The organism is Streptomyces sp. NBC_01351, assembly GCF_036237315.1.
GTDB lineage: Bacteria > Actinomycetota > Actinomycetes > Streptomycetales > Streptomycetaceae > Streptomyces.
This window is the reverse complement of record NZ_CP108356.1, coordinates 5,393,128-5,418,444: the sequence shown is the minus strand read 5'-3', so window position 1 is coordinate 5,418,444 and position 25,317 is coordinate 5,393,128. Positions and strand designations below refer to the sequence as shown.

The 25,317-nt window shown below is 72.8% G+C and carries 22 protein-coding genes, 2 tRNA genes and 1 pseudogene; 14 read left to right on the top strand and 11 right to left on the bottom strand.

Annotated features, from left to right (window positions below):
• Positions 1-50: 50 nt before the first annotated feature.
• Positions 51-587: a hypothetical protein gene (locus tag OG625_RS24955; protein ID WP_329385174.1), complete on the top strand. Its 537-nt coding sequence runs from the start codon at positions 51-53 to the stop codon at positions 585-587.
• Between the two features lie 23 nt (positions 588-610).
• Here OG625_RS24955 and OG625_RS24950 read toward each other — a convergent pair whose 3' ends face one another.
• From OG625_RS24950 to OG625_RS24940, 3 genes are all read right to left on the bottom strand, one after another.
• On the bottom strand, positions 611-1,237 hold the full coding sequence (locus OG625_RS24950) for a class I SAM-dependent methyltransferase (RefSeq protein ID WP_329385172.1): 627 nt from the start codon (positions 1,235-1,237) through the stop codon (positions 611-613).
• 151 nt (positions 1,238-1,388) lie between these two features.
• On the bottom strand, positions 1,389-2,303 hold the full coding sequence (locus OG625_RS24945) for a spermidine synthase (protein ID WP_329385170.1): 915 nt from the start codon (positions 2,301-2,303) through the stop codon (positions 1,389-1,391).
• Positions 2,304-2,320: 17 nt separating this feature from the next.
• On the bottom strand, positions 2,321-2,788 hold the full coding sequence (locus OG625_RS24940) for a hypothetical protein (RefSeq protein WP_329385167.1): 468 nt from the start codon (positions 2,786-2,788) through the stop codon (positions 2,321-2,323).
• Positions 2,789-3,036: 248 nt separating this feature from the next.
• Here OG625_RS24940 and OG625_RS24935 point away from each other — a divergent pair, with 248 nt between their 5' ends.
• A complete protein-coding gene (locus tag OG625_RS24935; protein ID WP_329385165.1) occupies positions 3,037-4,383 on the top strand; it encodes a tetratricopeptide repeat protein in 1,347 nt (448 codons plus the stop codon).
• A 228-nt stretch (positions 4,384-4,611) separates the two neighbouring features.
• Positions 4,612-5,631, top strand: a complete 1,020-nt coding sequence (locus OG625_RS24930; RefSeq protein ID WP_329385162.1) for an MSCRAMM family protein — start codon at positions 4,612-4,614, stop codon at positions 5,629-5,631.
• A 99-nt stretch (positions 5,632-5,730) separates the two neighbouring features.
• Here the strand turns inward: OG625_RS24930 and OG625_RS24925 are convergent, their stop codons facing one another.
• A complete protein-coding gene (locus OG625_RS24925) occupies positions 5,731-6,327 on the bottom strand; it encodes a histidine phosphatase family protein (protein WP_329385159.1) in 597 nt (198 codons plus the stop codon).
• Between the two features lie 118 nt (positions 6,328-6,445).
• Between OG625_RS24925 and OG625_RS24920 the strand changes: the two genes are divergently transcribed.
• From OG625_RS24920 to OG625_RS24890, 7 genes and pseudogenes are all read left to right on the top strand, one after another.
• Positions 6,446-7,603 carry a hypothetical protein gene (locus tag OG625_RS24920; protein WP_329385157.1) on the top strand — a complete coding sequence of 386 codons (1,158 nt, stop codon included), beginning with the start codon at positions 6,446-6,448 and terminating at the stop codon, positions 7,601-7,603.
• Positions 7,591-9,162, top strand: a complete 1,572-nt coding sequence (locus OG625_RS24915; RefSeq protein WP_329385154.1) for a hypothetical protein — start codon at positions 7,591-7,593, stop codon at positions 9,160-9,162. The genes OG625_RS24920 and OG625_RS24915 overlap by 13 nt, the downstream gene beginning before the upstream one ends.
• Positions 9,159-10,493: an AAA domain-containing protein gene (locus OG625_RS24910; protein WP_329385151.1), complete on the top strand. Its 1,335-nt coding sequence runs from the start codon at positions 9,159-9,161 to the stop codon at positions 10,491-10,493. Before OG625_RS24915 ends, OG625_RS24910 begins: the two co-directional genes overlap by 4 nt.
• 165 nt (positions 10,494-10,658) lie before the next feature.
• Positions 10,659-10,862, top strand: a complete 204-nt coding sequence (locus OG625_RS24905; RefSeq protein WP_329385148.1) for a hypothetical protein — start codon at positions 10,659-10,661, stop codon at positions 10,860-10,862.
• Positions 10,863-10,952: 90 nt separating this feature from the next.
• The gene (locus OG625_RS24900) at positions 10,953-11,297 is read left to right on the top strand and encodes a hypothetical protein (protein WP_329385144.1); all 345 of its coding nucleotides are present in this window, start codon (positions 10,953-10,955) and stop codon (positions 11,295-11,297) included.
• Between the two features lie 335 nt (positions 11,298-11,632).
• Positions 11,633-12,224: pseudogene (locus OG625_RS24895) on the top strand (bifunctional DNA primase/polymerase).
• Positions 12,215-12,288: transfer RNA gene (locus tag OG625_RS24890), tRNA-Lys, on the top strand. Before OG625_RS24895 ends, OG625_RS24890 begins: the two are co-directional and overlap by 10 nt.
• Positions 12,289-12,333: 45 nt before the next feature.
• Here OG625_RS24890 and OG625_RS24885 read toward each other — a convergent pair.
• The gene (locus OG625_RS24885; protein WP_329385141.1) at positions 12,334-13,569 is read right to left on the bottom strand and encodes a M6 family metalloprotease domain-containing protein; all 1,236 of its coding nucleotides are present in this window, start codon (positions 13,567-13,569) and stop codon (positions 12,334-12,336) included.
• A gap of 347 nt (positions 13,570-13,916) precedes the next feature.
• On the opposite strand from OG625_RS24885, the gene OG625_RS24880 reads away from it, so the two are divergent.
• Entirely contained in the window at positions 13,917-15,833 is a 1,917-nt protein-coding gene (locus OG625_RS24880) for a putative bifunctional diguanylate cyclase/phosphodiesterase (protein ID WP_329385138.1), read from the top strand.
• Between the two features lie 43 nt (positions 15,834-15,876).
• On the opposite strand, the gene OG625_RS24875 is transcribed toward OG625_RS24880, so the two are convergent.
• Both OG625_RS24875 and OG625_RS24870 read right to left on the bottom strand, forming a co-directional pair.
• Positions 15,877-16,590 carry an ABC transporter permease gene (locus OG625_RS24875; RefSeq protein WP_329385135.1) on the bottom strand — a complete coding sequence of 238 codons (714 nt, stop codon included), beginning with the start codon at positions 16,588-16,590 and terminating at the stop codon, positions 15,877-15,879.
• An 11-nt stretch (positions 16,591-16,601) separates the two neighbouring features.
• Entirely contained in the window at positions 16,602-17,312 is a 711-nt protein-coding gene (locus OG625_RS24870) for an ABC transporter ATP-binding protein (RefSeq protein WP_329385132.1), read from the bottom strand.
• Between the two features lie 112 nt (positions 17,313-17,424).
• On the opposite strand from OG625_RS24870, the gene OG625_RS24865 reads away from it, so the two are divergent.
• Together OG625_RS24865 and OG625_RS24860 are read left to right on the top strand one after the other, a co-directional pair.
• The gene (locus tag OG625_RS24865) at positions 17,425-18,516 is read left to right on the top strand and encodes a sensor histidine kinase (RefSeq protein ID WP_329385129.1); all 1,092 of its coding nucleotides are present in this window, start codon (positions 17,425-17,427) and stop codon (positions 18,514-18,516) included.
• On the top strand, positions 18,513-19,181 hold the full coding sequence (locus tag OG625_RS24860) for a response regulator transcription factor (protein WP_329385126.1): 669 nt from the start codon (positions 18,513-18,515) through the stop codon (positions 19,179-19,181). The genes OG625_RS24865 and OG625_RS24860 overlap by 4 nt, the downstream gene beginning before the upstream one ends.
• Before the next feature lie 47 nt (positions 19,182-19,228).
• On the opposite strand, the gene OG625_RS24855 is transcribed toward OG625_RS24860, so the two are convergent.
• The 3 genes from OG625_RS24855 to OG625_RS24845 all read right to left on the bottom strand — a co-directional run bounded on the left by OG625_RS24855 (position 19,229) and on the right by OG625_RS24845 (position 24,007).
• Positions 19,229-20,911 carry a glycosyl hydrolase family 18 protein gene (locus OG625_RS24855; protein WP_329385122.1) on the bottom strand — a complete coding sequence of 561 codons (1,683 nt, stop codon included), beginning with the start codon at positions 20,909-20,911 and terminating at the stop codon, positions 19,229-19,231.
• Between the two features lie 273 nt (positions 20,912-21,184).
• A complete protein-coding gene (locus tag OG625_RS24850) occupies positions 21,185-22,825 on the bottom strand; it encodes a transposase (RefSeq protein ID WP_329385117.1) in 1,641 nt (546 codons plus the stop codon).
• Between the two features lie 159 nt (positions 22,826-22,984).
• Positions 22,985-24,007, bottom strand: a complete 1,023-nt coding sequence (locus OG625_RS24845) for an LLM class flavin-dependent oxidoreductase (RefSeq protein WP_443067769.1) — start codon at positions 24,005-24,007, stop codon at positions 22,985-22,987.
• 368 nt (positions 24,008-24,375) lie between these two features.
• On the opposite strand from OG625_RS24845, the gene OG625_RS24840 reads away from it, so the two are divergent.
• Positions 24,376-25,134: an IclR family transcriptional regulator gene (locus OG625_RS24840; protein ID WP_329385114.1), complete on the top strand. Its 759-nt coding sequence runs from the start codon at positions 24,376-24,378 to the stop codon at positions 25,132-25,134.
• Positions 25,135-25,222: 88 nt separating this feature from the next.
• Here OG625_RS24840 and OG625_RS24835 read toward each other — a convergent pair.
• Positions 25,223-25,296, bottom strand: a tRNA-Lys gene (locus OG625_RS24835).
• Between the last annotated feature and the right edge of the window lie 21 nt (positions 25,297-25,317).

The following is a 25,317-nucleotide window of genomic DNA, read 5'->3' as shown; positions in this document are numbered from 1 at the left end:
CACCGGGGTGTCGGGACGCTCTTGTGGCGGGTGGTGCAGTATGTGCCCTGATGCGACGAGGATTTGTACATGCCATGGCGTGGGCGCTGGCGACCGGGGCGGCGACGACCCTGTCGTGGTGGGGCGTGCACACCGTGATGTCCGGCACCGCCTACGATCCGCCGCTCGCCGTGCCCCTGGCCACCCAGCCGCTGTCCTCCTCGACCCGGCACGCGCTGCCCGAGCAGCCGCCGTCCCCGTCCGGGTCCCCGGCGCCCGCCGCCTCGCCGTCGGCCCCGCCGTCCTCGGCCGTCCCCTCGACGGGGAAGCCGTCCTCGAAGCCGTCCGTCTCCCCCCAGCCCGGCAAGCCGGCGGAGGGGGACACGGGCAAGGTGCAGGCCTATCCGGTGTCCGGCGGCCGGGTCGTCTTCTCCCTCGGCGCCTCGTCCGCCGAGCTGGTCTCCGCGACCCCGGCGGCCGGCTGGCGGATGCAGGTGTGGAAGCAGGACGTGTGGATCCGGGTCACCTTCACCAAGGACGGCCGCGAGGTGTCGGTGTTCTGCACCTGGCACGACCACCCGCCGCTGGTGGAGATCATCGACCCCTGACGGGATCCCCGGCCGGACGCCGCCTACGCGGGAACGGTGCCCACCAGCACGAACTCGTTGTACGGGAAGACCTTGCCCACGGGACGCGGGAAGGGGAAGGAGTACGTCCGGCGCACCGCGAGCCCGGCCCGCCCGGCGTGGCTGCGCAGCTCCTCGAAGCCGACCCAGCGGACGTGGGTGGCGTCGGTGCGGTAGCCGACCTCCTGCGGGGTGATCATGACGACCGAGCCGCCCGGCTTCACCAGCGGGAGGTACTGCTCCAGCAGCGCCGCGGCCGTGTCCTCGTCCACGTGCTCCAGCACGTGCGCGACGAGCATGCTGTCGAAGGAGCCGGGCCCGCAGTCCGGGGCGGCGGCCAGCTCGTCGGGGGTGTGGGCGTTCAGCCCGCGCTCGCGGCAGGTCTGCACCGAGTGCGGGTTGTGGTCGACGCCGACGCTGTCGGGGCCGCAGTTCAGGAGGTTCCGGCCGATGCCGCAGCCGACGTCCAGGACCCGGCCGAGCTTCAGCCGCTGCAGGTTCCACCGGTACGGCGCCTGCGTGGGCAGCAGCCTCTTGATCCCCGACTGCTCCAGGCGGGCGAGCCTCCGGGTGTAGTCCGAGCCTGCGGTGCTGGGCGTGGACGTGCCGGGGGTTGCGGGGGAATCAGACATCGCTCGCGGTCTCCTGAAAACGTGTCGCAGGAGGGCGTGGCCTCCCGGGGACTGACAGGTTACGCAGGCTCGGCCTCCGGAGGGAAACTCCGAGAGCACTATCTGATAAGAGCCATTCCGCATCCGTTCCGCATTCCGGTCGAAGCCGCGCCTATCGGAAGACCGAAGGCGGCGGCTGCGGCGAGGCCACCGCCGAGACGTCGGCGACCGGGGCCGCGCCGCCCGCGAAGTCCGCCAGGGCCCGGCCGTGCTCGACCCGTCCCGGGTGCGGGTCGCTCGCGACCCGGCGGGTGAACTCCGCCACGGGGAGTTCCCGGTCGGAGGCCACCAGCACGGCGTTGCCGAACCGTTTCCCCCGCCACACCACCGGATCGGCGGCCAGCGCCAGCTCCGCGAACCGGGACGCGGCCGTCGCGATCTGCCCCCGCAGGTGCGCCAGCGGCGGGCCGTCCGCGAGGTTGGCCACGTACCACCCGGTGGGCGCCAGGGCACGGCGTACGTCGTCCAGGAACTCGGCGCTCGTCAGGTGCGCCGGGGTCCGCGCCCCGCTGAACACGTCCGCGATCACCAGGTCCGCCCAGCCGTCCGGCACCTTGGCCAGCCCGGCCCGCGCGTCCACCGCCCGGACCCGGACCCGCGCCTGCGGGTCCAGCGGCAGGTGTTCCCGTACGAAGGCCACCAGCGCGGCGTCGATCTCCACGACCTGCTGGCTGGAGCGGGGGCGGGAGGCGGCGGTGTAGCGGGCCAGCGTGAAGGCCCCGCCGCCCAGGTGCACCACGTTCAGCGGCTTGCGGGCGGGCGCGACGAGGTCGATCAGGTGGCCGATCCGCCGCTGGTACGAGAAGTCCAGGTACGAGGGGTCGCCCAGGTCCACGTGGGACTGCGGAGCCCCGTCGATCAGCAGGGTCCAGGCGTCCGGACGCTCCCGGTCCGGCTCCAGCTCCGCCCGGCCGCCGTCCACCTGCCCGACGACCGCCTGGGCGGCGCCACGGCCACCGCCTGCGCTGCCCGCGCCGCCTCCGCCGCGCTGCCTGCCCTTGCCTCTGTCCTTGTCCTTGCCTGCCACCAGCCCATTATCGCTGGTCAGCGGCAGTTGTCGGCGGCCTCGATCAGCCGGGCCGCCTCGCCGAGCGCCGCACGCAGCACCTCCGGGTCGGTGACCGGCCCGACGGCCTCCGGCGGGAGCAGCCAGCCGGTGGCCCCCGCGGTCGGGGTGACGGCGTCACCGAAACGCATCCCGCGCCCGTTGGTCTGCGTACACGCACTGCCCGGCAGGTCCCAGGCGTCGGCGGTGCCCGACGGGACGAGGAAGCCGAGGGTGTCGCCCGACCCGTCGTGCAGGACCGGGCCGACCCCGCCGGACGGGCTGGCGGCCCGGCGGATGATGTCCACCGCCTCCAGCCCCTGCCGGGTGGGCACGGTCACCAGGTCCAGATCCAGGGCCGGGACCGAAACCTGGGCCAGGGCCGAGACCGGAGCCGGGGCCGGGGCCGGGAAGGCTCCCGGGGCCGGGCCGGGCTCGGGCGCGGTGTTCGTTCCAGTGCTCTCCATGCCGCCCTCCACCAAGGGAACCCCTCCTCGATCCGTATCCGCATGGGTTCAACGCACGGGAACGTCAACGGGTGCGGCGGCAAGACGCCGCAAAGGATGGCAGTTCATGGCGGATCGCGGGTGAGATATCCGTTTTGTAGCCAAACACTGCATGAACGCCCCTGCCCTGGCGGTACGTTCATGCGCGCCGGGCCCCACCTCACACGTCACAGCACCGGCGCTGGTTCCTTGCCAGAGAGGCCACGTCCATGGCGGCGTCCCCCCACTCACCCAACTCCACGTTCCGGCGGCTGCGCGGTCAGCACTCCCCGGCCGAGTTCGCTGCCCTGGTGCGCCGGGCGGCGAGGGAAATCGGCGAAACGGTTTCCTGCGACGCCCGCTACATCGGCCGGGTCGAGTCCGGCGAGATCCGCTGCCCCAATTACGCGTACGAGCGGGTCTTCCTCCACATGTTCCCCGGCCGTGCCCTGTCCGACCTCGGTTTCTCCCCCAGGGAGGCGGTCCGCGGCCGCTCGGCGCAGCGCGACCCGGACCCCGACGCCTTCTTCGGCCCCACCACCCGTTCCAGTTCCGGTTCCCGTTCATCCAAGGAGAGCGACGTGCTGCGTCGCGCGTTCATGGCGGGGGGCTCCGCGACCGTCGCGGCCGCGACCCTCAGCCTCACCCTGCTCGGCGACAGCCGCCGGTTCCCCTCCCGCGCCGGCGAGTCCGAGGCCGCCGCCGTCGAGGACGCCGTCCGCCAGATCCGGCTGCTGGACGACCGGCACGGCGCCGACACCCTCTACCGCCGGGCCGCCGAACCGTTGCGCACCGCCTACGCGCTCCTCGACGCGGGAGCCACCCGGCAGTCCACCGAGGACCGGCTGCACGCGGGCGCCGGGGAACTGGCCGTCTCCGTCGGCTGGCTGGCCCACGACTCCGGCCGCTTCGACGACGCCCGCTCGCACTACGCGGAGGCCCTCGCCACGGCCCGGGTGTCGGGGGACGCGGGCCTGGAGGCGCACGCGTTCAGCAACATGGCCTTCCTCGCCCGGGACTGCGGCCGCTCCCGCGAGGCGGTACGGGCGGCCCAGGCGGGCCGCCGCGCAGCCCGCTCCCTCGGCTCCCCGCGCCTGCTGTCCCTCCTGGCCCTGCGGGAGGCCGGCGGCTGGGCGGGGCTGGCCGACCGCAAGGCCTGCGAGGAGGCGCTGACCCGGGCGCACACGGAGTTCTCCCGGGGCGCGGCGGCCGCCGACCCCGAGTGGATGTCCTTCTTCGGCGAGGCCGAGCTGGAATCCCTGGAGTCCCGCTGCTGGGCGGCCCTCGGTGAACACGCCCGCGCGGCCCGGCACGCGCGCCGCGCCGCCGACCTCCAGGACCCGCACTTCGCCCGGAACGTGGCCCTCTACACCGCCGAGCTGGCCGGCGACCTGGCCCGCGCCGGCGCCCCCGACGAGGCGGCGTGGGCGGGCGGCCGGGTGATGGACCTGCTGACCGAGGTCCACTCCACCCGCATCCGCTCGATGCTCTCGGAGACGGCCCGCACCCTGGTCCCCCACCAACGCTCCCCCCGCGTGGGCGCGTTCCTCACCCGTCACGCACTCGACCCGGCGTAGCGGGCACCGGGCCGGGATCCTCACCCGGCCCGCACCGGATCGTGCGCCACGGCCGGTCCGCAGGGGTTCCGGGCTACGCCTATCAGGGCGCCCCTTGCGTCCGCCTGGAGTAGGCCCGCGAGTGGCTCGGCCGTAACGGCTCGGTCTGCGGCCACACTCGGCAACGGTTTGGCGCCCGACCGGCCAGAGAAACGGCTGGGGGCTCGTGCCGAAAGGTGGAGCAACTTCATGGCAGCAACCGCTGGAGCATCCCGACCGAAGGCCCGGCTGAGGCGGGGGCGGATCAGAGCGTCGCTCGTGTGCGCCGGCCTGGTCACGGCACTGGCCGTCCCCCTCGCCGGCATGGCGTCGGCCCAGGGGCGGGTGCCCGGACCCCCGAGCGGGGACGGCGAGCAGCCGACGCAGGTGGCGGGGAACCCGAACTGCGACACCCTCATGCCCGGCTCGTTCCTGTTCTCGTTCAAGCAGGAGCCCCCGGCGAACGCGACGGACATCCCACTGTCCTTCAACGGGCTGACCGGCACGCTCGACATCACCCTCAGGAACACCTCACAGGGGCAGGTGTTCGACTACACCTTCGACGGTGACTTCACCGCCCTCGGCGTCATCGTCAAGGGCGGTCCGAACGCCAACTTCTACGACTACCGGCCCGGCGGCAACACGGCCGACACGTCGCTCCACGCCCCGATCAACCCGAACAACAACCGCTACTTCGGCCTCAGCCACATCGACTTCTGCATCGGCGAGGCCCCTCCCGGCGCTCTCAAGATCCTGAAGCAGAGCACCAAGACGGGGAACCCGCTGGTCACCCAGGCCGGTGCGGTGTTCAACATCACCGGCCCCAACGGATACGACGAAGACGTGACCGACGACACCACGATGGCGGCGCCCGACGAGGACCCGACCATCGGCGAGGTCTGCGTGTCGGGCCTCCGGCCCGGTCAGTACACCGTCAACGAGACGACTCCTCCGCCCGGATACGGCGCCGCGAGCCAGGAAGACGTGACCGTCCAGGTGGTCTCGGGGACGACCTGCACGACGAACCCGCCCGCTGCCGCCGCCACGGCCACGTTCACGAACCCGCCGCTCGCCGACCTCCTGGTGCGCGTCGACGGCCAGGAATCCGGCGAGATCCTGTCCACCATCACGTGCAACGGCAACAGCACCGGTCCCTCGGACCCGGCCATCCTGAACGTCAACGACCTGCCGCCGGGGACGTACAACTGCGAGATCGTCATCGACCCGTGAGCCTGACGCTCCCCTGAGCAGGCTCCACGGCTGACCAACAGCCGACAGCGCCCGACGCGGACCACGCGCCGGGCGCTGTGTCGTTGCCCCGCCGACGGATCAGCCGTCCAGGTGCCCCGTGTCGTTCCAGCGCTCCAGCGCGGGGGCCCCGTACGCCCACCCCAGGACCGACAGGGAGGTCGGGTCCAGCCGGATGCGGGCGCCGAAGGAGACGTCGAAGCCGAGCCAGCGCGCGGCCAGCGTCCGCAGGATGTGGCCGTGCGCGAAGACCAGGACGTCCCGCTCCGCCGACCGGGCCCACGCGACCACCTCGTCCGCCCGTGCCCCGACGTCCGCGACGGACTCGCCGCCCGGGACCCCGTCGCGCCAGATCAGCCAGCCCGGGCGGACCGCCTGGATCTCGGCCGGGGTCATGCCCTCGTAGTCGCCGTAGTCCCACTCCATCAGCGCGTGCCACGGATCGGCCTGCGCGCCGAAGCCGGCCAGGTCACAGCTCTCGCTCGCGCGGACCAGCGGGCTGGTGCGGACCTCCACGCCCGGCAGGCCGTTCCACGGTTCGCGGGCCAGCCGCTCGCCGAGCAGCTTCGCGCCCTGCCTGCCCTCCTCCAGCATCGGCACGTCCGTGCGTCCGGTGTGCTTGCCGAGTCGGGACCACGCGGTCTGACCGTGGCGGGCCAGCAGGATGCGGGGGGCCATGTGAATTCTCCCGGTACATGAGAGTCCGTGCCGTTTTGCGGCGGTTCCATCGTCCGTACATCATCCAACACCCGGAGACCGCCCACGATTGTCAGTGGCGGATGGGACACTTCCGCGGGTGAGCTCTTACCCGCCCAGCAGCCCCGCGCAGCCGACGGCTCCGTCGCCGACCCTGCGGCAGCGGCTCGCGGGCCTGCGCGGCCCCGCCGTACCCCCGCGCCCGCTCGACGCCCGGGCGTTGGCCGCGCTCGCCGCCAATCCCGGCTGCGGCAGACGCGCCCTGCTCGACGGCGCCGGCGTGGACAAGACCGCCCTCGCCTCGGCCCTCGGCTCACCCGCCGCCTTCGGGCAGTCGCAGTTCGCGATCGTGCGCGGCAACTCCTTCGAGGCCAAGGTCAAGGGCGACGGCGGAGCCGAGCTGCTGCGGCTCGTCCACGAGCGCCTCGGCGCGGGCGCCGAACCGCCCGGCCCCGACGCCCGCGTCCCCGACCTGTCCGCCGCCGGGCCCGAGGGCCGCGCCGCCCGGACCGCTCTCGCCCTGCGCGAGGCGACGAACGCGGGGGCGTGGACGCTGCTGGACCACCCGATGCTCGCCCTGGAGGTGGCAGGCTCCCCCGCCTACCTGGAGCCGGACGCCGTCGTCGTGCATCCCGACGGCCGCTGGACCGTCGTGGAGATCAAGTCGTTCCCGATGATCGACGGGACCGCGGACGCCGCGAAGGTGGGCGCCGCCGCCCGCCAGGCCGCCGTGTACGTCCTCGCCCTGGAGAGGACCGCCGAGAAGCTGACCGGCGCCGAGGTCGGGCACACCGTGCTGCTCGTCTGCCCGAAGGACTTCTCCAACCTGCCCACCGCCTCCGCCGTCGACATCCGCCGCGAGCGCTCCGTGACCCGGCGCCAGCTGGAGCGGCTGACCCGGGTCGAGGAGCTGGCCGCCGCGCTCCCCGAGGGCCTGACCTTCGACCCGGCGCGGACCGCCGAGGAGCTCACCGAAGCCGTGGCCGCGGTCGACGCCGCCTACGCCCCCGAGTGCCTCGCCGCCTGCGAGCTGGCCTTCCACTGCCGGGACCGGGCCCGCACCGCCGGCGAGGTGACCGCGCTGGGCCGTTCCGTACGCGGCGAGCTGGGCGCCCTGACCACCGTCGAAGCGGCCCTCGCGGCGGCCTCCGGGGCGGGCCCCGAGGGTGATCCCACGGCCGAAGCCCTTCACCACGCGGCCCGGTTGCGCGCCGAGGCCCTCCGGTCGGCCGGGGAGGGCGCCGTATGTCCCTCCTGACCACCCTGGCCCGGCTGGAGGCCCTGCGCGCGGGCCGCGCCCAGCCCCTCGCGACCGTGCGGCACCGCCATCTGAGCGAGCGCCCGCTGGTCGTCGTACCCCTGACCACGGCCGGTGAAGCGGGGGCTCCGCTCGGGGCGCTCGTCGGCACGGATCCCGCGGAGCCGAGGCTGCTGGTGGTGCCGCAGCCGCGCGACCGGGACCTGCGGTGGACCTTCCTGGCCGACCTCGCCGACGAGGTGCTGCCGTACGTGGACGCGTACGGGGACGACGTCGAGCTGGTCGAGCGCAACGAGACCGACCCGGAGACCGGCAAGCGGACCAAGGTCGAGGCCGAGCTGTGCCTGGACGCCCCGCAGCTGATCGTGCCGAGCCGGGCGGGCATCGAGTACGTGCGGCTGCTGGGGCGCTCGATGCGCTTCCGGCGCACGGCCGAGGAGGATCCGGAGAACCCGTATCCGGCGCCCGCGCGGGTGCCGCTGCTGGGCCGCTGGTTCACCCACCTCGGCGAGCGCTCCCGGGTCCCCGGCTCCTCGATGCTGCTCTCGGCGACCGATCTGCTGTCCCGGCACTGGGCGAGCGGCCAGAGCAACCTGGAGGACCAGCACCTGGCCGCCCTGTTGGCCTGGATAGCGCCCCCGGCGGGCGAATCCGGCGCCCGCGCGGCGGAGCGGGCCGAGCTGGCCCGGGACCGTGACGGACAGCTCCTGGTCCCGCCCGCCGGCCCGGCCACCGACCCGGCCTTCGACAACAGACTGCTGGCCCCGGCGATGGCCCGCTACGACGCGGCGCGCACGGCGGAGCCGCTCGACGCGCGGGCACTGGCCCGCGTGGAGGAGGGCGTACGGGCCCTGGTGGCGGCGCAGATGCGGCCCACCTGGGACGCGGTGTGGCGCTCCGTCGAGCTGCTGCGCGCGCTGCCGGCCGGGGAGCGGGCCGAGGAGCGCTGGACCCGCGACCGCTGGTCGTACACCGGCCACCGGGACCGCGTACGGGCGGGCGAGCCCCCGCAGCCGCGCCGCGACGACGCGGTGACGGCCGCTCAGAAGCTGGCCACACGGGAGACCGAGCAGGTGCGGCTCGACGCCCAGGAGGCGCTGGACGACCCCCTGGTGATGGCGGGCCGGCGGCTCGCGGGCGAGGCCTTCGCCGGCGAGGTCACCGAGGTGGTGATGGAGTGGACGGACGCGAAGCGGCCGAGCCCGCGCCCGCTGGTGACGCTGGCCACCGAGGACCGGCCGCAACTGGCGGACGGGGGCGGCGGGAAGGTGTTCCGCTCGCTGGACGGGCGGCCGCAGAGCGCGCAGTTCGTCCGCTTCGAGGCCGACGGGCAGATCGTGGTGCGCCTGCTCGACAAGATGGGCCGGGGCCGCGAACCCGAACCGGGCTCGGTGCCGGAGAAGGGCGACCGGGTGTGCTGGACGCTCTTCGAGCACGACGCGCGCGGCGGCCCGAAGCTGCCGGACCCGGAACAGACCCCCTGGACGCACGGCGGCCCGCCGGGACACCTGACCGCCCCCGTGCTCACCGACGCCGTGACCGACGAGGACCTCCTGTGACCGCGACCTTCGACCCGGGGGCCGCGGCCGCCGAGGCGACCGCCGCCATCCTGCACGACACCCTGCACGGGACCGAGCGGGGCGTGGTCGTCGACTCCCCGCCCGGGGCCGGCAAGTCCACGCTCGTGGTCCGCGCGGCCCGGGAGCTGGCCGCGGCCGGGCGCCGGCTGATGGTGGTGGCGCAGACCAACGCGCAGGTCGACGACCTGGTGCTGCGGCTCGCCGACAAGGACCCGGAGCTGAAGGTCGGCCGCCTGCACAGCAGCGACGGCGACGCCTACGACCCCGCCCTGCGGAACCTCCCCTCGGTCACCCTCTCCGCGAAGCCGGGCGACCTGGCGGAACTCCCCATCACCATCTCCACGGCGGCGAAGTGGGCCTACGTCAAGGACACGGAGCCCTGGGAGCACGCGATCGTCGACGAGGCGTACCAGATGCGCTCCGACGCGCTGCTGGCCGTGGCGGGCCTGTTCGAGCGGGCGCTGTTCGTGGGCGATCCGGGCCAGTTGGACCCCTTCAGCGTGGTCGGCGCCGAACAGTGGGCGGGCCTGTCCTACGACCCCTCCGCCTCCGCGGTGTCCACCCTCCTCGCCCACAACCCCCAACTGCCGCAGCACCGCCTGCCGGTGTCCTGGCGGCTCCCGGCGTCGGCCGCGCCGCTTGTCTCCCGCGCCTTCTACCCGTACACGCGCTTCCGCAGCGGTACGGGCCCGGGCGAGCGGCGGATGTCGTACGGGGTCCCCTCGGACGGCTCCGGCCCGGACCGGGTGCTCGACGAGGCCGCCGAGGCGGGCTGGGGGCTTCTCGAACTCCCCGCCCGGCGCACCCCGCGCACCGACCCGGAGGCGGTGGCGGCGGTGGCCCTGGTGGTCCGCCGCGCCCTGGACCGCGGCACGGTCACCACGGACGAGCTGTCCCCGGTCCCCTCCCCCCTGACCCCGGACCGGATCGCCGTCGGCACCGCCCACCGCGACCAGGCGGCCGCGGTCCGCGCCGCGCTGTCCTCCCTCGGCGTCACGGGCGTCACGGTGGACACCGCGAACCGCCTCCAGGGCCGCGAGTACGACCTCACGGTGGTCCTCCACCCCCTGTCGGGCCGCCCGGACGCCACGGCCTTCCACCTGGAGACGGGCCGCCTGTGCGTCCTGGCCTCCCGCCACCGCCACGCCTGCGTGGTGGTGGCCCGGGCGGGCATAGCGGAACTCCTGGACGACCACCCGTCGACGGAGCCGGTGCAGCTGGGCGTATCCGTGAAATTTCCGGACGGCTGGGAGGCGAACCATTCGGTGCTCGCGCACCTGGCGGAACACCGGGTGAGCTGGCGGCCGTAGGGCCCCGGAGCCGCGACGGTCAGGACTTGCGTTCGGCGCCCCGGCGGACGCAGAGGGGTTCGCCCACCTCGGCGAGGGTGCGGAGTTGTTCCGGGGGCAGGACGTCGATCAGGTGACGGTGTACCGATTCGACGTGGAGCGGGGGGCGGCGCTCCGGCCGCGGAGATGCTGCTGCCGGTGCTCACCCGGGTCGGCATGCGCCCCGCCGCGCGCTCCGTGGCGATCCCGGGCGCCCCGGGGCTGGTCGGGCCGGACGGGTTCCGGGCTCCGGAGGGGCTCGCGGCGGAGGTGGCCGGCATGCTCGACGACGTGGCGGGGCTGGTGGAACGGGCGACGGGGCGGGCGGCGGAGGAGGTCGTACCGGTCTGAGGGCGCGCGGGCCCCCTGTGCGCTCTTGCGGGGCGTTGGACAATGGACGGTGGCCCGGAAAGCATTCGCACGCGCAGCAGGAGGACACGCATGGCAGAGCCCGAGCGGACGACCGAGCGGAGGCTCCGGCCCGCGCCGCTGATCTTCGAACCCTCGGAGGCCGTGGCGGATCCGGAGCACTTCTTCGACCTGGAGTCGCTAGAGGACCCTCGTGAGCTGCTGGCCCGCGCGACGGAGCTGACGCTGGCCTTCCGGGCCGCGCAGGAGCGGGCGGTGGAGTTCCAGGCGCTGGCCGCGGCGCAGCTGGCGGATCCGCGGCGGTTCGACCGGCTGTCGGCGGCGGCGATCGCCGAGCGGGCGGAGTGGACCGAGGACTACGCCCGCAAGATGATCGAGTTCGGCGAGTCCCTCCAAGAGGCCCCCGAGCTGCCGTAGCCCGCTCCGCGGAGCCTCCCGGGGCTCCGCCCCGCACCCGCTCCTCAAACGCCGGAGGGGCTGGATATTGCCCGGACGGGCTGGATACTGCCCGGCGCCGCTGGAATGCGCCGCGTGTGCCTGGCGAATTCAGCCTCGCCGGCGTTTGAGGCGCTGGGGGTCCCCCCAGCGGTAGCTGGGGGAGAGTCCGGGGGCAGAGCCCCCGGCAACGGCGGCGCACCCGCGTACCGCCCGCCAAGCGCAGCGGACCGGCAACATAGCCCAACCGACCCCCTCCCGTCCCGGTTTTCGGTAACTCCCGGAAACCGGAATGTCACGCCCGGTACATCTGGCATATGACCCCGCTGACGACGGCTCCCCACTGCCCCGCACTCGACGTACGCACCGCGCCCGCCACCCACGTCACCCCGCAGGGCGCCGCCTGGCTCGCGTCCGCCAGTGCGCATCCGGGGCTCACTCTCGCCGCGTGGCAGGCGCGGCCCACCGCGGCCGCCGCGCTGCCGTGCGGGGTGGTCTTCGACGTCGTCAACGTGCCGGTCGTGCTCGGGCGCCGCATCCTGGACCTGCTGTGGGCCGAGGGGCCGGGCTGCGGGCCGGTCGCCGTGCACCGCGGGCGGATGCTGCTCTTCGCCGCGCCCGGTACCGCCCACCGGCTGCCCGCGCTGCTGGCGTGGGAGGAGTGGGGCGGTGCCCGTACGGCCCCGGCACCGCTGTGTCACGGCTGGGGCGACGCCGTCACCGTGCCGCCGCTGGCCGCCACGCCCGGGCCATCCCGGTGGCTGGTGGCCCCCGACGCCCGCACGCCCTGGCTGCCCGGGCCCGACGCCCTGCTGTGGGCGTTCGTCCGCGCCGCCCGAGCTGCGGATATCGATTTTTAGTTCCGCGGAACCTCCTGGTAATGTCTACGACGTCAGCAGGCGCCGCTAGCTCAGTTGGTTAGAGCAGCTGACTCTTAATCAGCGGGTCCGGGGTTCGAGTCCCTGGCGGCGCACAGACGGTAGAAGGCCCCCACTCCTCGGAGTGGGGGCCTTCTGCGTCACGTGGTGATCTTCACCGTGTACGCACCCGACTGCGTCCGGTCCGCTACCTCGATCGTGATCCGCTCCCCCGGCACCGTATACGTCTCGCCCACCTCCAGCGGGGCGTCCGCCAGCGGGGGGTACACCGACCGGTCCCAGCAGGCCTCTGTCAGCGGATGGCCGTCCAGCACCTCGATGGGGCCGCCGCCCGAGGCCGCCTCGTTGCGCACCCGGTAGACGAGGACCCCCTCCGTGCAGGTGTCCCCGTCGTTGCCGGCCGAGCCCCGCGCCTCGACGGCGATGGCACTGCCGGGGCCCGTACGGATCACCGCGAGCCGGGTGCCGCCCGTGCTGCCGTTCGGCGGGGTCTGGGCGAGCGGTTGCAGGGTGTGGAGGGAGGAGCCGGACTGCACGCAGTCCACCTGGGAGGCGTCCAGCCAGCCCAGCTTCCACTTGTGCCAGGCGAAGAGGTCGGGGGCCATGCCGAACTGGCTGCCCATGACGTCCCAGTCCCCGACGTAGGTGTCCCAGTCGCCCTTGCCGTCCGTGGGCCGGTGGTAGAGGTCGGGCAGGTCGAAGACGTGGCCGGTCTCGTGGGCCAGCACGTTGCGGTCGGGCGGGTGGCGTTCGAACACGGTGACGATCCGCCGCAGTTCCGCGCCGTCCGCGATGATCGGCTGGTCGAAGTTGACGACCTTCGTGGCGTCGGCGTCCACGCCGGGCGCGTCCGGGTCGGCGACGAAGTACACGACGTCGTACGTGCCGAAGTCCACCTCGGCGTCGGCGGCGGTGACCGCGTCCCGCAGGTAGGCCGCCCGGTCCTCGGGGGCCCAGTCACGCCTTATCCCGTACGCGGTCGACGGCTTCGGCATCCGGATCCAGCGCTGCTGCGGGTGCGGGACCAGACGGAAGCGGCCGTACGAGGCCTGCTCGAAGAACTCGCTGGTGGCGGGGAAGTAGTCGGCGGTGATCTCCGCGGGCGTGAGCGCGGTGCGGTGGTCGGGGAAGGAGAGGAAGACCATGAGCGCGTTCAGGGTGCGCTCGGGCTTGGGGTAGGCCCGGTTCCAGGTGTCCAGGCCGAGGGAGTGGTGGGCCGCGGTGCGGGTCAGCGCACAGGGTCCGGCCCCGGAGTCGGCGACGGCGGGTCCCGCGACGAGCGACATGGCGGCGAGCGCCGTCAGGGAAGTGAGCGCCGCTGCCGTACTTCGGATGCGGGAGCGGTCCACTCCCCCGGGTGTCTGCTGTCGCGGCACATCGACCTCCGGTGGTGGATTCGTACCCTCTCGTCCCACCTTGAGGCGATTGTCTTACTAATGCCACGTTCCGCTGCCCCACACGAGTGAGCGGTACGGCAACCCGGTGACCCCTGGACTTCACGCCCCCACCTACAGAACGTCACGACCGATCACGCGAGATCAGCAGAGACCTCCGCATGCTCACAGCCGTGCAGAAACGATCGCCCGACCCTTGGCCAACACTTCGTCATCACGCCGAACTGCCGCCCCCCGCACGGCGACGCCGCTGGATAGGGCCTCCCGGCAGCCTCTATGATCGGCACACTTTCCTGCACGGACACCCACACGCACTGCGGGAGCCAACGGTGAGCGGAACCTCAGAAGGAACCGGTTCGGCGGCCGACAGCATCCGATCGGCCGTCACGGAGCGTCACACGGCAGTGCCGGCAGCAGTGTCGGCGGCGACGGCAAGCCCGTCCCGCGCCGAGACGGAACGGCGCGACTACCGGGCCGCGTTCAACGCGGCCCACCTCGCCATGGCCGTCGTCGACCGCGACGGCTACGTCGTCACCGCCAACCAGGCCTTCGCCGGCCTGCTCGGCGCCGAGCCGCACGAGATCGCGCACCGGTGCGCCGCCGACCTGGTCGACCTGGCCGCGGAGGCCCGCACCTGGGCCGCGTACCAGGAGGTGCTCCGCGGGCGGCAGGCCCGGCTGCGCTGCACCCGGCGCCTCAAGCACCCCGATGGGCACTCGCTGTGGACGGAGGTCACCCTGGGGCCCGTACCCGGGACCGGGGACGTCCTGCTGTCCGTCGCCGACATCAGCGACCGGCGCGACCTCCAGGCCCGGTTGCGCCACCTCCAGATGCACGACCCCGTCACACGGCTGCCCAACCGGGCACTGTTCTTCGAGCGGCTCTCCGCCGCCCTGGAGGCCTCCTCGTACGAACACGGCGGCGGCACCGGCCGGATCGGGCTCTGCTACCTGGACCTCGACGGCTTCAAGGCCGTCAACGACACCCTCGGCCACCGCGTCGGCGACCGGCTGCTGGCCGCCGTCGCCGCCCGGCTGACCCAGTGCGCCGACCAGTCCGGGTACGGGCGTACGAGCGGCCACCTCGTGGCGCGGCTCGGCGGCGACGAGTTCGCCCTGCTCGTGGAGGACTCCACCGGCACCGAGCAGCTCGCCGAGCTGGCGCGGAGCGTACTGGCCGCCGTACAGGAGCCGTTCGACCTGGCCGGGCAGCGGCTGTCGGTCTCCGCGTCGATCGGCGTGGTGGAACGGGCCACGGCCGGCACCTCGGCGACCTGCCTCATGCAGGCCGCCGACACCACCCTGTACTGGGCAAAGGCGGACGGGAAGGCCCGCTGGACCCTCTTCGACCCGGAGCGCAACGCGCACCGCATGACGAGGCAGGCGCTCTCCTCCACGCTGCGGCCGGCCGTGGAGCGCGGGGAGTTCGAGCTGGAGTACCAGCCGCTGGTGGACCTGGAGAGCGGGGCGCTGCGCGGGGTCGAGGCCCTGGTGCGCTGGCAGCACCCGCAGTTCGGCACGTTGACGCCGAATCGGTTCATCGGGATCGCCGAAGAGGACGGCTCCATCGTCCAGTTGGGGCAGTGGGTGCTGCGCACGGCCTGTCGGCAGGCGCGGCGCTGGCAGATCGAGCAGCCCAGCGACGCCCCGGTCTTCGTGTCGGTCAACGTCGCGGTGCGGCAGGTGTGGGACTCGGACCTGGTGGGCGACGTCGCGGAGATCCTCGCCGAGACGGGTCTGGCGCCGCAGCTGCTGCAGCTGGAGCTGACCGAGTCGGCGGTGATGGGCTCTGCGGGCCGGCCGCTCCAGGCCCTGCAGGCGCTCAGCGACATGGGCGTGCGGATCGCGATCGACGACTTCGGGACCGGGTACTCGAACCTCGCGTACCTGAGCCGGCTGCCGGTCTCGGTCCTGAAGCTGGACGGCTCGTTCGTGCGGGGCTTCCGCTACGAGGAGGGCACCCATCCGAACCCGGCCGACGAGACCATCGTCGAGGCCCTGGTCCAGCTCGCGCACCGGCTCGGCCTCACCGTCACCGCGGAATGCGTGGAGACCGCCGGCCAGGCGGCCCGGCTGCGCCGCGTCGGCTGCGACACGGGCCAGGGGTGGCTGTACTCCCGCGCGGTGCCGCCGGACGCGATCGCCCGCATGATCGTCCGTCAGGTGGCGGCGGCCGAGGCGGCCGCCACCGCCGCCGAGGCCGCCACCGCCGAACAGGACGGGCCCGCCCCGCACCCCCTGGTCTGACCGGGGGGTGCGGGGGCGGGCCCCGTACGGTCACGACGCCGGCTCACACGTCCCGGAGCCGGCCCGCCGCCGCGCCGGCCGCCAGCGCCGCGCCCCCGTACCCGGCCATCGCGAGCAGGGCCGGCCCGGCGGCCAGCGCCGCCAGGTTGGGGAGCATGTACGCGGCCACGTCCCAGGGCAGGAAGGCCGCGAGCGCCGGCAGTACGAAGATCAGCCCGGCCAGCGCCACGAACGTCCCGGCGGTGGACCGGATCACCGCCCCCAGCCCCAGCCCCACCACGGCCGATGCCGTGAGCAGCAGCCCCTGCTGGAAGGCGTCGGCCAGGCTCGTGACGGCGGCGATGGGGGCGGGCCGGTCCCCCGTGAGGAGGTGCCCGGCGGCCATCGAGGCGAGGGCGACGAGCTGCCCGGCGAGGAAGCCCACGACGGCGACGACCACGGCCTTGGCCGCGAACAGCCGGCGCCGGTCCGGAACGGCCAGCGCGCTCGGGCGGATCGTCCCGGTCGCGTACTCCGAGGTGATCGCCAGGGCGCCCAGCGCGGCCAGGCAGAACTGCGCGAACGGCATGACCAGGACGCCCGGGTCGGCGCTGGCGAAGAGCGCCTGCGCGTCGGCTCCGGATCCGTCCCAGTCTGCGATCATCGCCGCGGAGATCCCGGCCGCCGGGAGCAGGATCCCGGCGGAGGCGCCCAGCAGGCCGTAGGTGGAGCGGACTGTGCGCAGCTTCAGCCACTCGGAGGCGACGACGCTGCTCATGGACACGGCTCTCATCGGTACTCCACGGTGTTCTCGGTGAGGCGGACGTAGGCGTCTTCCAGGGAGCCGAAGCGCCCGGCCAGTTCGGCGACGGGCGCGGAGTCGATCAGCCGGCCCTGCCCGATGACCACCACGTGGTCGGCGGTGAGGGCCATCTCGGTGATCAGGTGGCTGGACATCAGCACGGTCCGGCCCTCGGCGGCGAGCGAGCGCATCAGGCCGCGGATCCACCGGATCCCGTCCGGGTCGAGGCCGTTGACCGGCTCGTCGAAGACGAGGATCCCCGGATCCCCGAGCAGGGCGGCGGCCACGCCCAGGCGCTGCTTCATCCCGAGCGAGAAGCCCTTGACCCGCTTGCGGCCGACGCCGCCGAGCCCGACCTGCTCCAGCACCTCCGGGACCCTGGAGGGCGCGATCCCGTTGCTGCGGGCCAGGCAGTTGAGGTGGTCGGCGGCCCGCCGCCCGCCGTGGACGGCTCCGGCGTCGAGCAGGGCGCCGACCTCCCGCATCGGGGAGGCCGAGGTGGCGAAGGGGCGCCCGTTGACCAGGGCCTCGCCCGAGGTAGGGGTGTCGAGGCCGAGGACGGCCCGCATGGTGGTGGACTTGCCGGAGCCGTTGGGGCCCAGGAAGCCGGTCACCCGGCCCGGTTCCACCTCGAAGGACAGCCGGTCGACGGCGAGGGCGTCGCCGTACCGCTTGGTCAGTGCGTTGACGGAGATCATGGGTTGAAGCCTGCCGCCGGGGCGGGGGGCGGCACATCGGAGCACGGTCGGGTCCTGGGCGTCGGACCTGGGTCCGATCCCCGGCGCCGGCCGGTCGGCTACCGTCGGCGGGATGTTCCTCAGCCGGCAGCGCCTGATCGTGGTCGACGCGGTGCTCGCGCCCCTCCTGGTGTTCGCGTCGTACCTGGCGATCCGCGAGCCGCCCACGCCCGAACCCGTAGCCGTCTCCTGGGCGATGGCCGTGGCCGTCGGCGGGCCGGTCGCCGTGCGGCGGGTGCACCCGCTCGCCGCGTTCGCCGTGGTGTGGGCCGCGGTGGTGGTCGCCTTCGCCGCCGGGATGGTTCCGGACTACGCCAGTCCGGCGCCGTACGCGTGCCTGGCGCTGGTGCTGTACACGGCGGCCCTGGGCGGGCGCTGGGAGCCCTTGGTGGCCGCTCTGGGCGCGGGGCTGCTCCTCGCCCGGGACGTGGGCCCGTGGCCGTTGGTGCTGCTGGCCTTCGCGGCGCCGTGGGGCATCGGCCGCTACGTCCGGGAGCGGCGGGCGTTCGCCGAGCGGTCGGCGCTCCAGCTGGCCGAGCACGCGGTCACCGGGGAACGGCTGCGGATCGCCCGGGAGATGCACGACATCGTGGCCCACAGTCTGTCTGTGATCACGGTGAAGGCCGCGATCGCCGCGCACGTGGCCGACGTACGGCCGCAGGAGACCCGTGAGGCGCTGCGGCACATCGAGGAGACGGGGCGCCAGGCGCTGGCCGAGATGCGCAGCACCCTGGCCGTGCTGCGGACCCCGGAGGGGACCCCGGAGGAGCCGGGAGCCCCCGAGGTCGCGCCCGCCCCGGGCCTGTCCGATCTGGCCGCGGTCGCGGACCGGGCGGCCCGCGCCGGGGTCGAGGTGACCCTGGAGGTCGCCGAACTGCCGCCGCTCGCCCCGGGGCTGGAGCTGGCCGCGTACCGGATCGTCCAGGAGGCGGTGACCAATGTGATCAAGCACGCGGCTCCGACGACCTGCCGGGTCACGGTGACGCGCGACCTGCGCATCATGGTCGTCAACGAGGGTGACGTGCTGCCCGGTCACACACCGGGCCACGGGCTCACCGGCATCCGCGAGAGGGTGGCCATGTACCAGGGCGAGTTCACCGCGGGTCCCCGGCCCGAGGGGGGCTTCCGGGTGTCGGCCCGGCTGGCGTCGGGGGCCGGCGCGTGACGCGGGTGCTGATCGTCGACGACCAGGCGCTGCTGCGCGGGAGCTTCCGGGTGCTGGTGGAGACCGCGCCGGGGCTGAGCGTGACGGGCGAGGCGTCGACCGGGGTGGAGGCGGTGGAGCTGGCCGCCGCCGGGCTGCCCGACGTGGTCCTGATGGACGTCCGGATGCCGGAGATGGACGGCATCGAGGCGACCCGCCTGATCACCGCGGCCCAGCCGGAGGTCCGGGTGCTGGTCCTGACCACCTTCGACCTGGACGAGTACGTGTACGCGGCGCTGCGCGCCGGGGCCAGCGGCTTCCTGCTGAAGGACACTCCCCCGGCGGCCCTGTTGGACGCGATCCGCGTGGTGGCCTCGGGCGAGGCGCTGCTGGCGCCTTCGGTGACCCGCAGGCTGGTGTCGGAGTTCGCGCGGCGCCCGCCGGGCGTGCCCGCGCCGGCCGGGCTGGGCGAGCTGACCGGGCGCGAGCGCGAGGTGCTGATGCTGATCGCGCAGGGCCTGTCCAACACGGAGCTCGGGGAGCACCTGACGCTGAGCCGGGGCACGGTGAAGACCCACATCGGCCGGCTGCTGGCCAAGCTCGGGGCCCGGGACCGGGCGCAGTTGGTCATCGCCGCCTACGAGACGGGTCTGGTCACCCCGAACACGGCCGCCCCCGGCCTCTGAGGAGAGAGGGCGGGGGCGGCCGGCGCTCGGCGCGGGGTGGGGGGCGATCAGCAGGCGCCGAGGTCCTTCCAGACACCCCATTCACCGGTGGTGCCCGGCGTCTCGTTCTGCGTCCACCACTGGGCCTTGTACTTGCGGCCGTTGTGGGAGACCTCGTTGCCGGCCGTGTAGACCGTGCCCGCGACGTACGCCGGGAGCGAGCCGCAGCCGGTCGGGGGCTGCGTGGTCGGCGGGGTCGTGGTGGGCGGAGCGGTCGTCGGCGGGGTGGTGACCGGCGGCTGGGTGGCTCCGCCGAGGGCGTCCGAGATCTGGTTCAGCAGGGTGATGTTGTTGTCCAGGCCGAGCAGGGAGTACATCATCGCGCCGGCCAGACCGCGCTGCTTGCCGTAGTCGACCCGGGCCTGGACGGACTTCTGGTTGAGGCCGGTGAAGAACTCGCCGTCCTTGTAGAAGTACGAGGACTTGGACTGGTCGTCCCAGAAGGTGGTCGCCGCGTTGTCGACGATCCCGCCGAGCTCCTTGTAGTGCGCGATGCCGGCCTGCTGGCTGAGCGGACGGGCGGCGGATCCGCCGGTGGCGGTCTGGGCGAGGCCGTTGGTGGTGCCCGCCGGGACGCCCTTCCAGCCGCGGTAGTAGAACTCGTAGCCCAGGGTCAGCTTGTTGGCGGGGAAGCCGCCCGTGATGCCGTAGGCCGGGTTGCCGTCGATCCAGGAGTCGATGGCGTTGTCGATGCTGTACTTCTCGGTGCCCGGAGCGATCGGGTCGGTCGGGTCGGCCGCGGACGGGTACAGCGGGGACTGGTGGTACGTCGGCCCGTCGCCGTCCCAGGCGCCGTGCATGTCGTACGTCATGATGTTCGCGTAGTCGAGGTACGCGCCGATCTTGTCCGTCTCGATGTACTTGATCTTGTCCTGGCCGGCCGGCAGCGCCGCGGTCAGCATGTACTTCTTGCCGCCGTTGGCCGCGCCCTCGGCGTCGAGCTGCTTGCGGAACTCCTGCAGCAGGAGGGTGAAGTTCTGCTTGTCCTCGGGGCCGTAGTGGTTGCCCAGGTGGCCGCCCGAGGAGCCGGGGTACTCCCAGTCGATGTCGATGCCGTCGAAGATGCCGGCCGCGGTGCCGGGGCCGCCGAAGCCGCCCTCCACCGGGAGGTCGCCCTTGATGTACTGCTTGATGCAGGAGGCGACGAACTTCTTGCGGGCGGCGTCGGTCTTGGCCGCGTCGTGGAAGTACTTGGAGTACGTCCAGCCGCCCAGCGAGATGTTGATCTTCAGGTGCGGGTACTTGGCCTTCAGTTCCTTGAACTGGTTGAAGACGCCGACGATCGGCTGGTCCCACTTGTCGGCCACGCCGTCGACGCTGTCCGCCGCGCTGAAGGACTTCTGGTAGTCGGCGTACGAGTCGCCCGCGCCGTCACCGGCGTTGGGGTTGTTGTCGTCGCCCGCCGCCTTGTTCGCTTCGAAACAGGTGAGCTCGGTGGGGTGGATGTTCCCGAAGGAGTAGTTGATGACATCCAGCTTGCCCGCTATGCCGCGCGTGTCGAGGTGCTTGGGGTAGAAGGCGTTCCCGTACACGCTCCACTGGTCGTAGTAGGCGATCCGGACGCCGCCGGCGGCCGCGGTCGTGCCGGCGCCTGCGGCCTGGGCGGTGCCGAGCCCGGCGAAGGCGGCGAGCGCTCCGGCCGCCAGCGCGGCGGTGGCGGCAGCCGCGGTGAGAGATTTACGGATGTGCATGGAACAGCCTCCGGACGTGGGGGGAGGGCAGAACTGGTGGGTGAGAGAAGAGATAGCGATCACCCGAGGCCTGAGTCAATGGTTTGGACCAAAGAAGGACTAGACCACTCAGGGAGAAGATCCCCCGGTCAGGGAGTCGACCACACGTCAGAAGCCGCTCGCCGCCCCCGGTGACGAGCAGTTTAAGGATCCCTTGAGACACCGTCCCGCAAGGTTTTGGCAACAAACCAGCCGAACACTCGAAGGCCGTTCATGCACATCCGTAAACCGTTCCTAGCCAGTAGGGATCAGTGGGTCTTGAACCCACCGATCCGTACTGCGCGCGTCCCGAACGGTGTTGGGCGCGCTGGTTCCCTGCTTTCGCTTCCCGCTCGGTGACACGTCTCCTGGAACGCGGTCCGTTGCGAGTGGGCAGGTTCCCTCGCACGCTCGGGCACCCGGTTCGGCCTGGATGGTCCGATGCCCCAAACGATCGCTCTGGTCGCATGGGGGCGGTGTCATCCGTCGCCGGATCGGGTGCCCGAGGGCGCGTCGTCCGATCGCGACACCTGCGGCATCGTGACGAGACATCTTTCGGCGTGAGGTGACCAGAGGCTTCTGCCAGTGCTGGCCGCCCCATCTGGAGGTGTAGGCCGGGTCGACCGCAACGATCGCAAGACCCTGCTCAGCAGCCATCGAGACGAGCCGGGCTTTGAGCTTCCCGGTCGGGATACCGGAGACCAGCCGCCGGAACCGCTTTCTGCGGCCGTGCTTCTCGCGGGTCTTCTCCGCCGTGAAGTCGAGATCCTCGATGGCGATGGCGTTCACGCCGATGCGCTTGGCCCAGTGGAGCAACTGGGTGAGGGCGTGGCGGACCTGGGCGTCCCGGTGATCGGATGACCCTGACAGGTCGTAGTGGAAGCGGTGAGGAGATCCGACGGGGTTGCCGTGAGCGTCGAGCTGGTAGGCGGCGAAGTGGTCGGCATTCGCATCCACGCCGACCATTCCCTTTGCGCGGGCGACGGCGAGCGGGATGGTCTGAACAGTGGGCCGCCGCCAGGAAGCGGTCAAATACCAGCGTCCACGCGCCGTGTCGTAGTGGATTCGGTAGGCCACCGCCCGGTCTGCTCCGATACGGTCGGCCCACTCCTGACCCCGATGACGAAAGGAGACCTTCGCGGTGAGGGCGTATCGTCCGTGCTTGGCGTTCGCCAAGTGGGCGAGCGGCGCTGGCAGCCTGATGGAGACCTCACCGTCGGGGGTGACGCGGATCGTCTCGTTCCCCAGCGCCTTGCCGGACTCTCCGTCGGCGGCCAGGAACCAGCGTTCAGCCTCCCAGGCTTCCCGCCATTCGACTTCGGTGAGTTGCGCTGCTTCAAGGTGGTGGCGAGTGTTGAGCAGACGCCGCCCGCCCCGCACGACCCGGACACGCCCGGCCTGCCAGTCGCGAACGGCGGCAGCGTGCCGGGTCTCCAGGACCGCCACGCGGCGGGACTTGTGGAACCACTCGCTCTTGGACCGGTAACCGCCTGCGGACCGCTTGGAGCCTTTCTCCCCGATGGGCAAGGACAAACGATGTCTCAGTGTCCGTATGTCGGCTTCCAGGTTCTGAATGTGTGCGAGCTGACAGCGCCGGGCGAGCGCCCATTGATCGTGCGTGGTTTTGGTAATCGCTCCGGCCCACCGGGACGACGACACCGCTGTCAGTCCGCGCTTCCGGGCTGCCCACGTATCCGTGCCGTGGTTCAGGCCGTCGGCACAACGTTGCTTGAGGTCACGCGACGCCAACGCACCCAGATGCTCACCAATCACACGCAGGACTTGCTCGTCCGCGGCGCTCAGGTCCTTGAGTCGGTCCCGAATTGCCACACCTGTCGGCCCGAGCGCTACGAAGGGTGGGGCGATGGCGCGGAGCTTCTTTGTGGGGTCAGTCATGCGCGGCAGCCTCGCCCGTGCCCGTGCAGGCGGACGCAGGGCGAGGACCCACGTCCCTTGCCTGTGCCCACTCATTCACGTCCACTCAGCGAACGTAACAACGCGCGCTAAGACGCACTGTCACTCAAAAGAGTGAACCGGCAGGCCGACAGCCCCCGATCATCCGGCCTCCATGCCGTACGCATCTGCGACGAGCTCGTACGAGCGCAACCGGGCCTCCCCGCCGTGGGCATTGGCGGTCAGCATCAGCTCGTCCGCGCCCGTCCGCTTCGCCAGGGCGTCGAGCCCCTCACGGACCTCGTCCGGGGTGCCGTGGACCACGTTCGCGAGCCAGCCGTCCACGAACTCCCGCTCCAGCGGGGTGAACGCGTACGCCGCCGCCTCCTCCGGCGTCGGGATCAGACCGGGCCGCCCGCTGCGCAGCCGGAGCATCGACAGCGCGCCCGTCAGCACCTGGGCACGGGCCCGCGCGTCGGTGTCGGCGGCGAGCGCCGAGACCCCGATGACGGCGTACGGGGTGTCCAGCACGGCCGAGGGCCGGAAGCTCTCGCGGTAGAGGTCGAGCGCGGGCAGGGTGCCGGCCGCGGAGAAGTGGTGGGCGTACGCGAAGGGCAGGCCGAGCTCCCCGGCGAGGCGCGCGCTGAAGCCGGAGGAGCCGAGCAGCCACAGCGGCGGCCGCCCGGTGGGGCCCTGGACCGGCCCCGGCACGGCGTGCACGCGGGCGTACGGATGCCCGTCCGGGAAGTCGTCGTCGAGGAAGCGGGTGAGCTCCGCGAGCCGACGCGGGAACTCGTCCGCGGCCTCGTCGAGGCGGCCCGGCCCGCGCAGCGCGGCGGCCGTGCGCCCGTCGGTACCGGGAGCCCGGCCGAGCCCGAGGTCGATCCGGCCCGGGGCGAGCGCCTCCAGGGTGCCGAACTGCTCGGCGACGGCGAGCGGGGCGTGGTTGGGCAGCATGACCCCGCCCGAACCGAGGCGGATCCGGGAGGTGTGCGCGGCCAGGTGCGCCAGGATCACCGCCGGGGAGGAGCTCGCGACCCCGGGCATGGAGTGGTGCTCGGCGACCCAGTGGCGGTGGTACCCGCGGGACTCGGCGAGCCGGGCCAGCGCCACGCTGGTGCGCAGCGCCTCGTGGGCGGTGCGGCCGGCCCCGACGGTGACAAGGTCCAGGACGGAGAGCGGCACGGGCGCCCGGCCGCGGGCGGCGGCGCGGATGGGGTCGCCCCTCGTCCGCTGCTCCCTCGTCCGTTGCTCCCTCGTCCGCCGTCCCCTCGCCCGCCGCTCCCAGCGCCCCGCCGACCCGCGTCCCCGGTGTCGCCCATCGTCGTCGCTCCCGTCCCGAATCCACGTCCGTACGAGGAGTTCGAACCATCGGCGACGACCGGGCATTCCCGGCACCGAGGACCGTGCTCATGACCTTGGCATATGCCAGAGGAGTAGATACAGGCGAGGCGGCCTGATTGAGCCATCAATCTCCTCAACAGGCGCTCCACATGGGCCTCTTGATGGCTATCGTGGTAGGGCAAGCGGTAACAACCTGGTAGGGGGAAACCGTGGCGCTGAAGCCCGAGCCGACCGCGCCGTTCCACTCGGTGCAGTACGCACTGCGCGTACTCGAAACGATCGCACGGCACACCGGCGGTGTGACCGACGTGCAGATCGCGCGTGAGACCGGCCTGCCCGCAGTCCATCTCGCTCCGATGCTGCTCATGCTGCGCCGGGAGGGATATGTCCTGCAGGTGTCAGACGGCGCCTATGCCATAGGGGATTCCCTCGTCCTGCTCGGCTCCGGCACCGACCGGCAGCAAGCCCTGACGGACAAGCTCCAGGAGACCCTGGACCGGCTGCGCGACTCCGTCGGCGCGGCCGTCTACATCAGCCGGTACGTGGACGGTGAAGTAAGGATCACGCAGTTCGCCGACAGCCCGCGCACGCCCAAGGTGCACGAGTGGGTCGACTTCCGCTCCGCCGCGCACGCCAGCGCGGTCGGCAAGTGCCTGCTGACGCAGCTCGACCTGAACGGGCGGCGCGACCACCTCTCCCGGCACAAGATCGCCCGGCTCACGTCGAAGACGATCGTGAACGAGCGGATCCTCTTCTCCAAGCTGGACGCCCAGCCGGCCACCGTGCCGATGCTGGACCTGCAGGAGTACGCCGTGGGCACGGTCTGCGCGGCGGTCCCGATCACGGCCGGCGCCTCGGTGGGCTGCCTGGCCCTGTCGATGCCCGTGGAACACGCGCACCGGCTGCGCGCCGCGGCGGACACCCTGAACCGGAAGGCTGCGCCGCTGCTGCTGTCGCTCACCCTCTAGGGGGCATGGGGCGCGCGGGGGGCCGCACCTCGGACCGGAAAACACTTCGGGCGGTTCCCGGTGAACCGGAAACCGCCCGAAGTACAGGTGCGCCGCCAGGGACTCGAACCCCGGACCCGCTGATTAAGAGTCAGCTGCTCTAACCAACTGAGCTAGCGGCGCCTGACAGAGAAAATACTACCC

Excerpts from the sequence above, each read along its gene's own strand:
- OG625_RS24950 (WP_329385172.1), bottom strand. The coding sequence starts at position 1,237 with ATGTCTGATTCCCCCGCAACCCCCGGCACGTCCACGCCCAGCACCGCA.
- OG625_RS24850 (WP_329385117.1), bottom strand. The coding sequence starts at position 22,825 with ATGACTGACCCCACAAAGAAGCTCCGCGCCATCGCCCCACCCTTCGTA.
- OG625_RS24930 (WP_329385162.1), top strand. The coding sequence starts at position 4,612 with ATGGCAGCAACCGCTGGAGCATCCCGACCGAAGGCCCGGCTGAGGCGG.
- OG625_RS24905 (WP_329385148.1), top strand. The coding sequence starts at position 10,659 with ATGCTGCTGCCGGTGCTCACCCGGGTCGGCATGCGCCCCGCCGCGCGC.
- OG625_RS24855 (WP_329385122.1), bottom strand. The coding sequence starts at position 20,911 with ATGCACATCCGTAAATCTCTCACCGCGGCTGCCGCCACCGCCGCGCTG.
- OG625_RS24900 (WP_329385144.1), top strand. The coding sequence starts at position 10,953 with ATGGCAGAGCCCGAGCGGACGACCGAGCGGAGGCTCCGGCCCGCGCCG.
- OG625_RS24935 (WP_329385165.1), top strand. The coding sequence starts at position 3,037 with ATGGCGGCGTCCCCCCACTCACCCAACTCCACGTTCCGGCGGCTGCGC.
- OG625_RS24915 (WP_329385154.1), top strand. The coding sequence starts at position 7,591 with ATGTCCCTCCTGACCACCCTGGCCCGGCTGGAGGCCCTGCGCGCGGGC.
- OG625_RS24865 (WP_329385129.1), top strand. The coding sequence starts at position 17,425 with ATGTTCCTCAGCCGGCAGCGCCTGATCGTGGTCGACGCGGTGCTCGCG.
- OG625_RS24875 (WP_329385135.1), bottom strand. The coding sequence starts at position 16,590 with ATGAGCAGCGTCGTCGCCTCCGAGTGGCTGAAGCTGCGCACAGTCCGC.
- OG625_RS24870 (WP_329385132.1), bottom strand. The coding sequence starts at position 17,312 with ATGATCTCCGTCAACGCACTGACCAAGCGGTACGGCGACGCCCTCGCC.
- OG625_RS24955 (WP_329385174.1), top strand. The coding sequence starts at position 51 with ATGCGACGAGGATTTGTACATGCCATGGCGTGGGCGCTGGCGACCGGG.
- OG625_RS24925 (WP_329385159.1), bottom strand. The coding sequence starts at position 6,327 with ATGGCCCCCCGCATCCTGCTGGCCCGCCACGGTCAGACCGCGTGGTCC.
- OG625_RS24940 (WP_329385167.1), bottom strand. The coding sequence starts at position 2,788 with ATGGAGAGCACTGGAACGAACACCGCGCCCGAGCCCGGCCCGGCCCCG.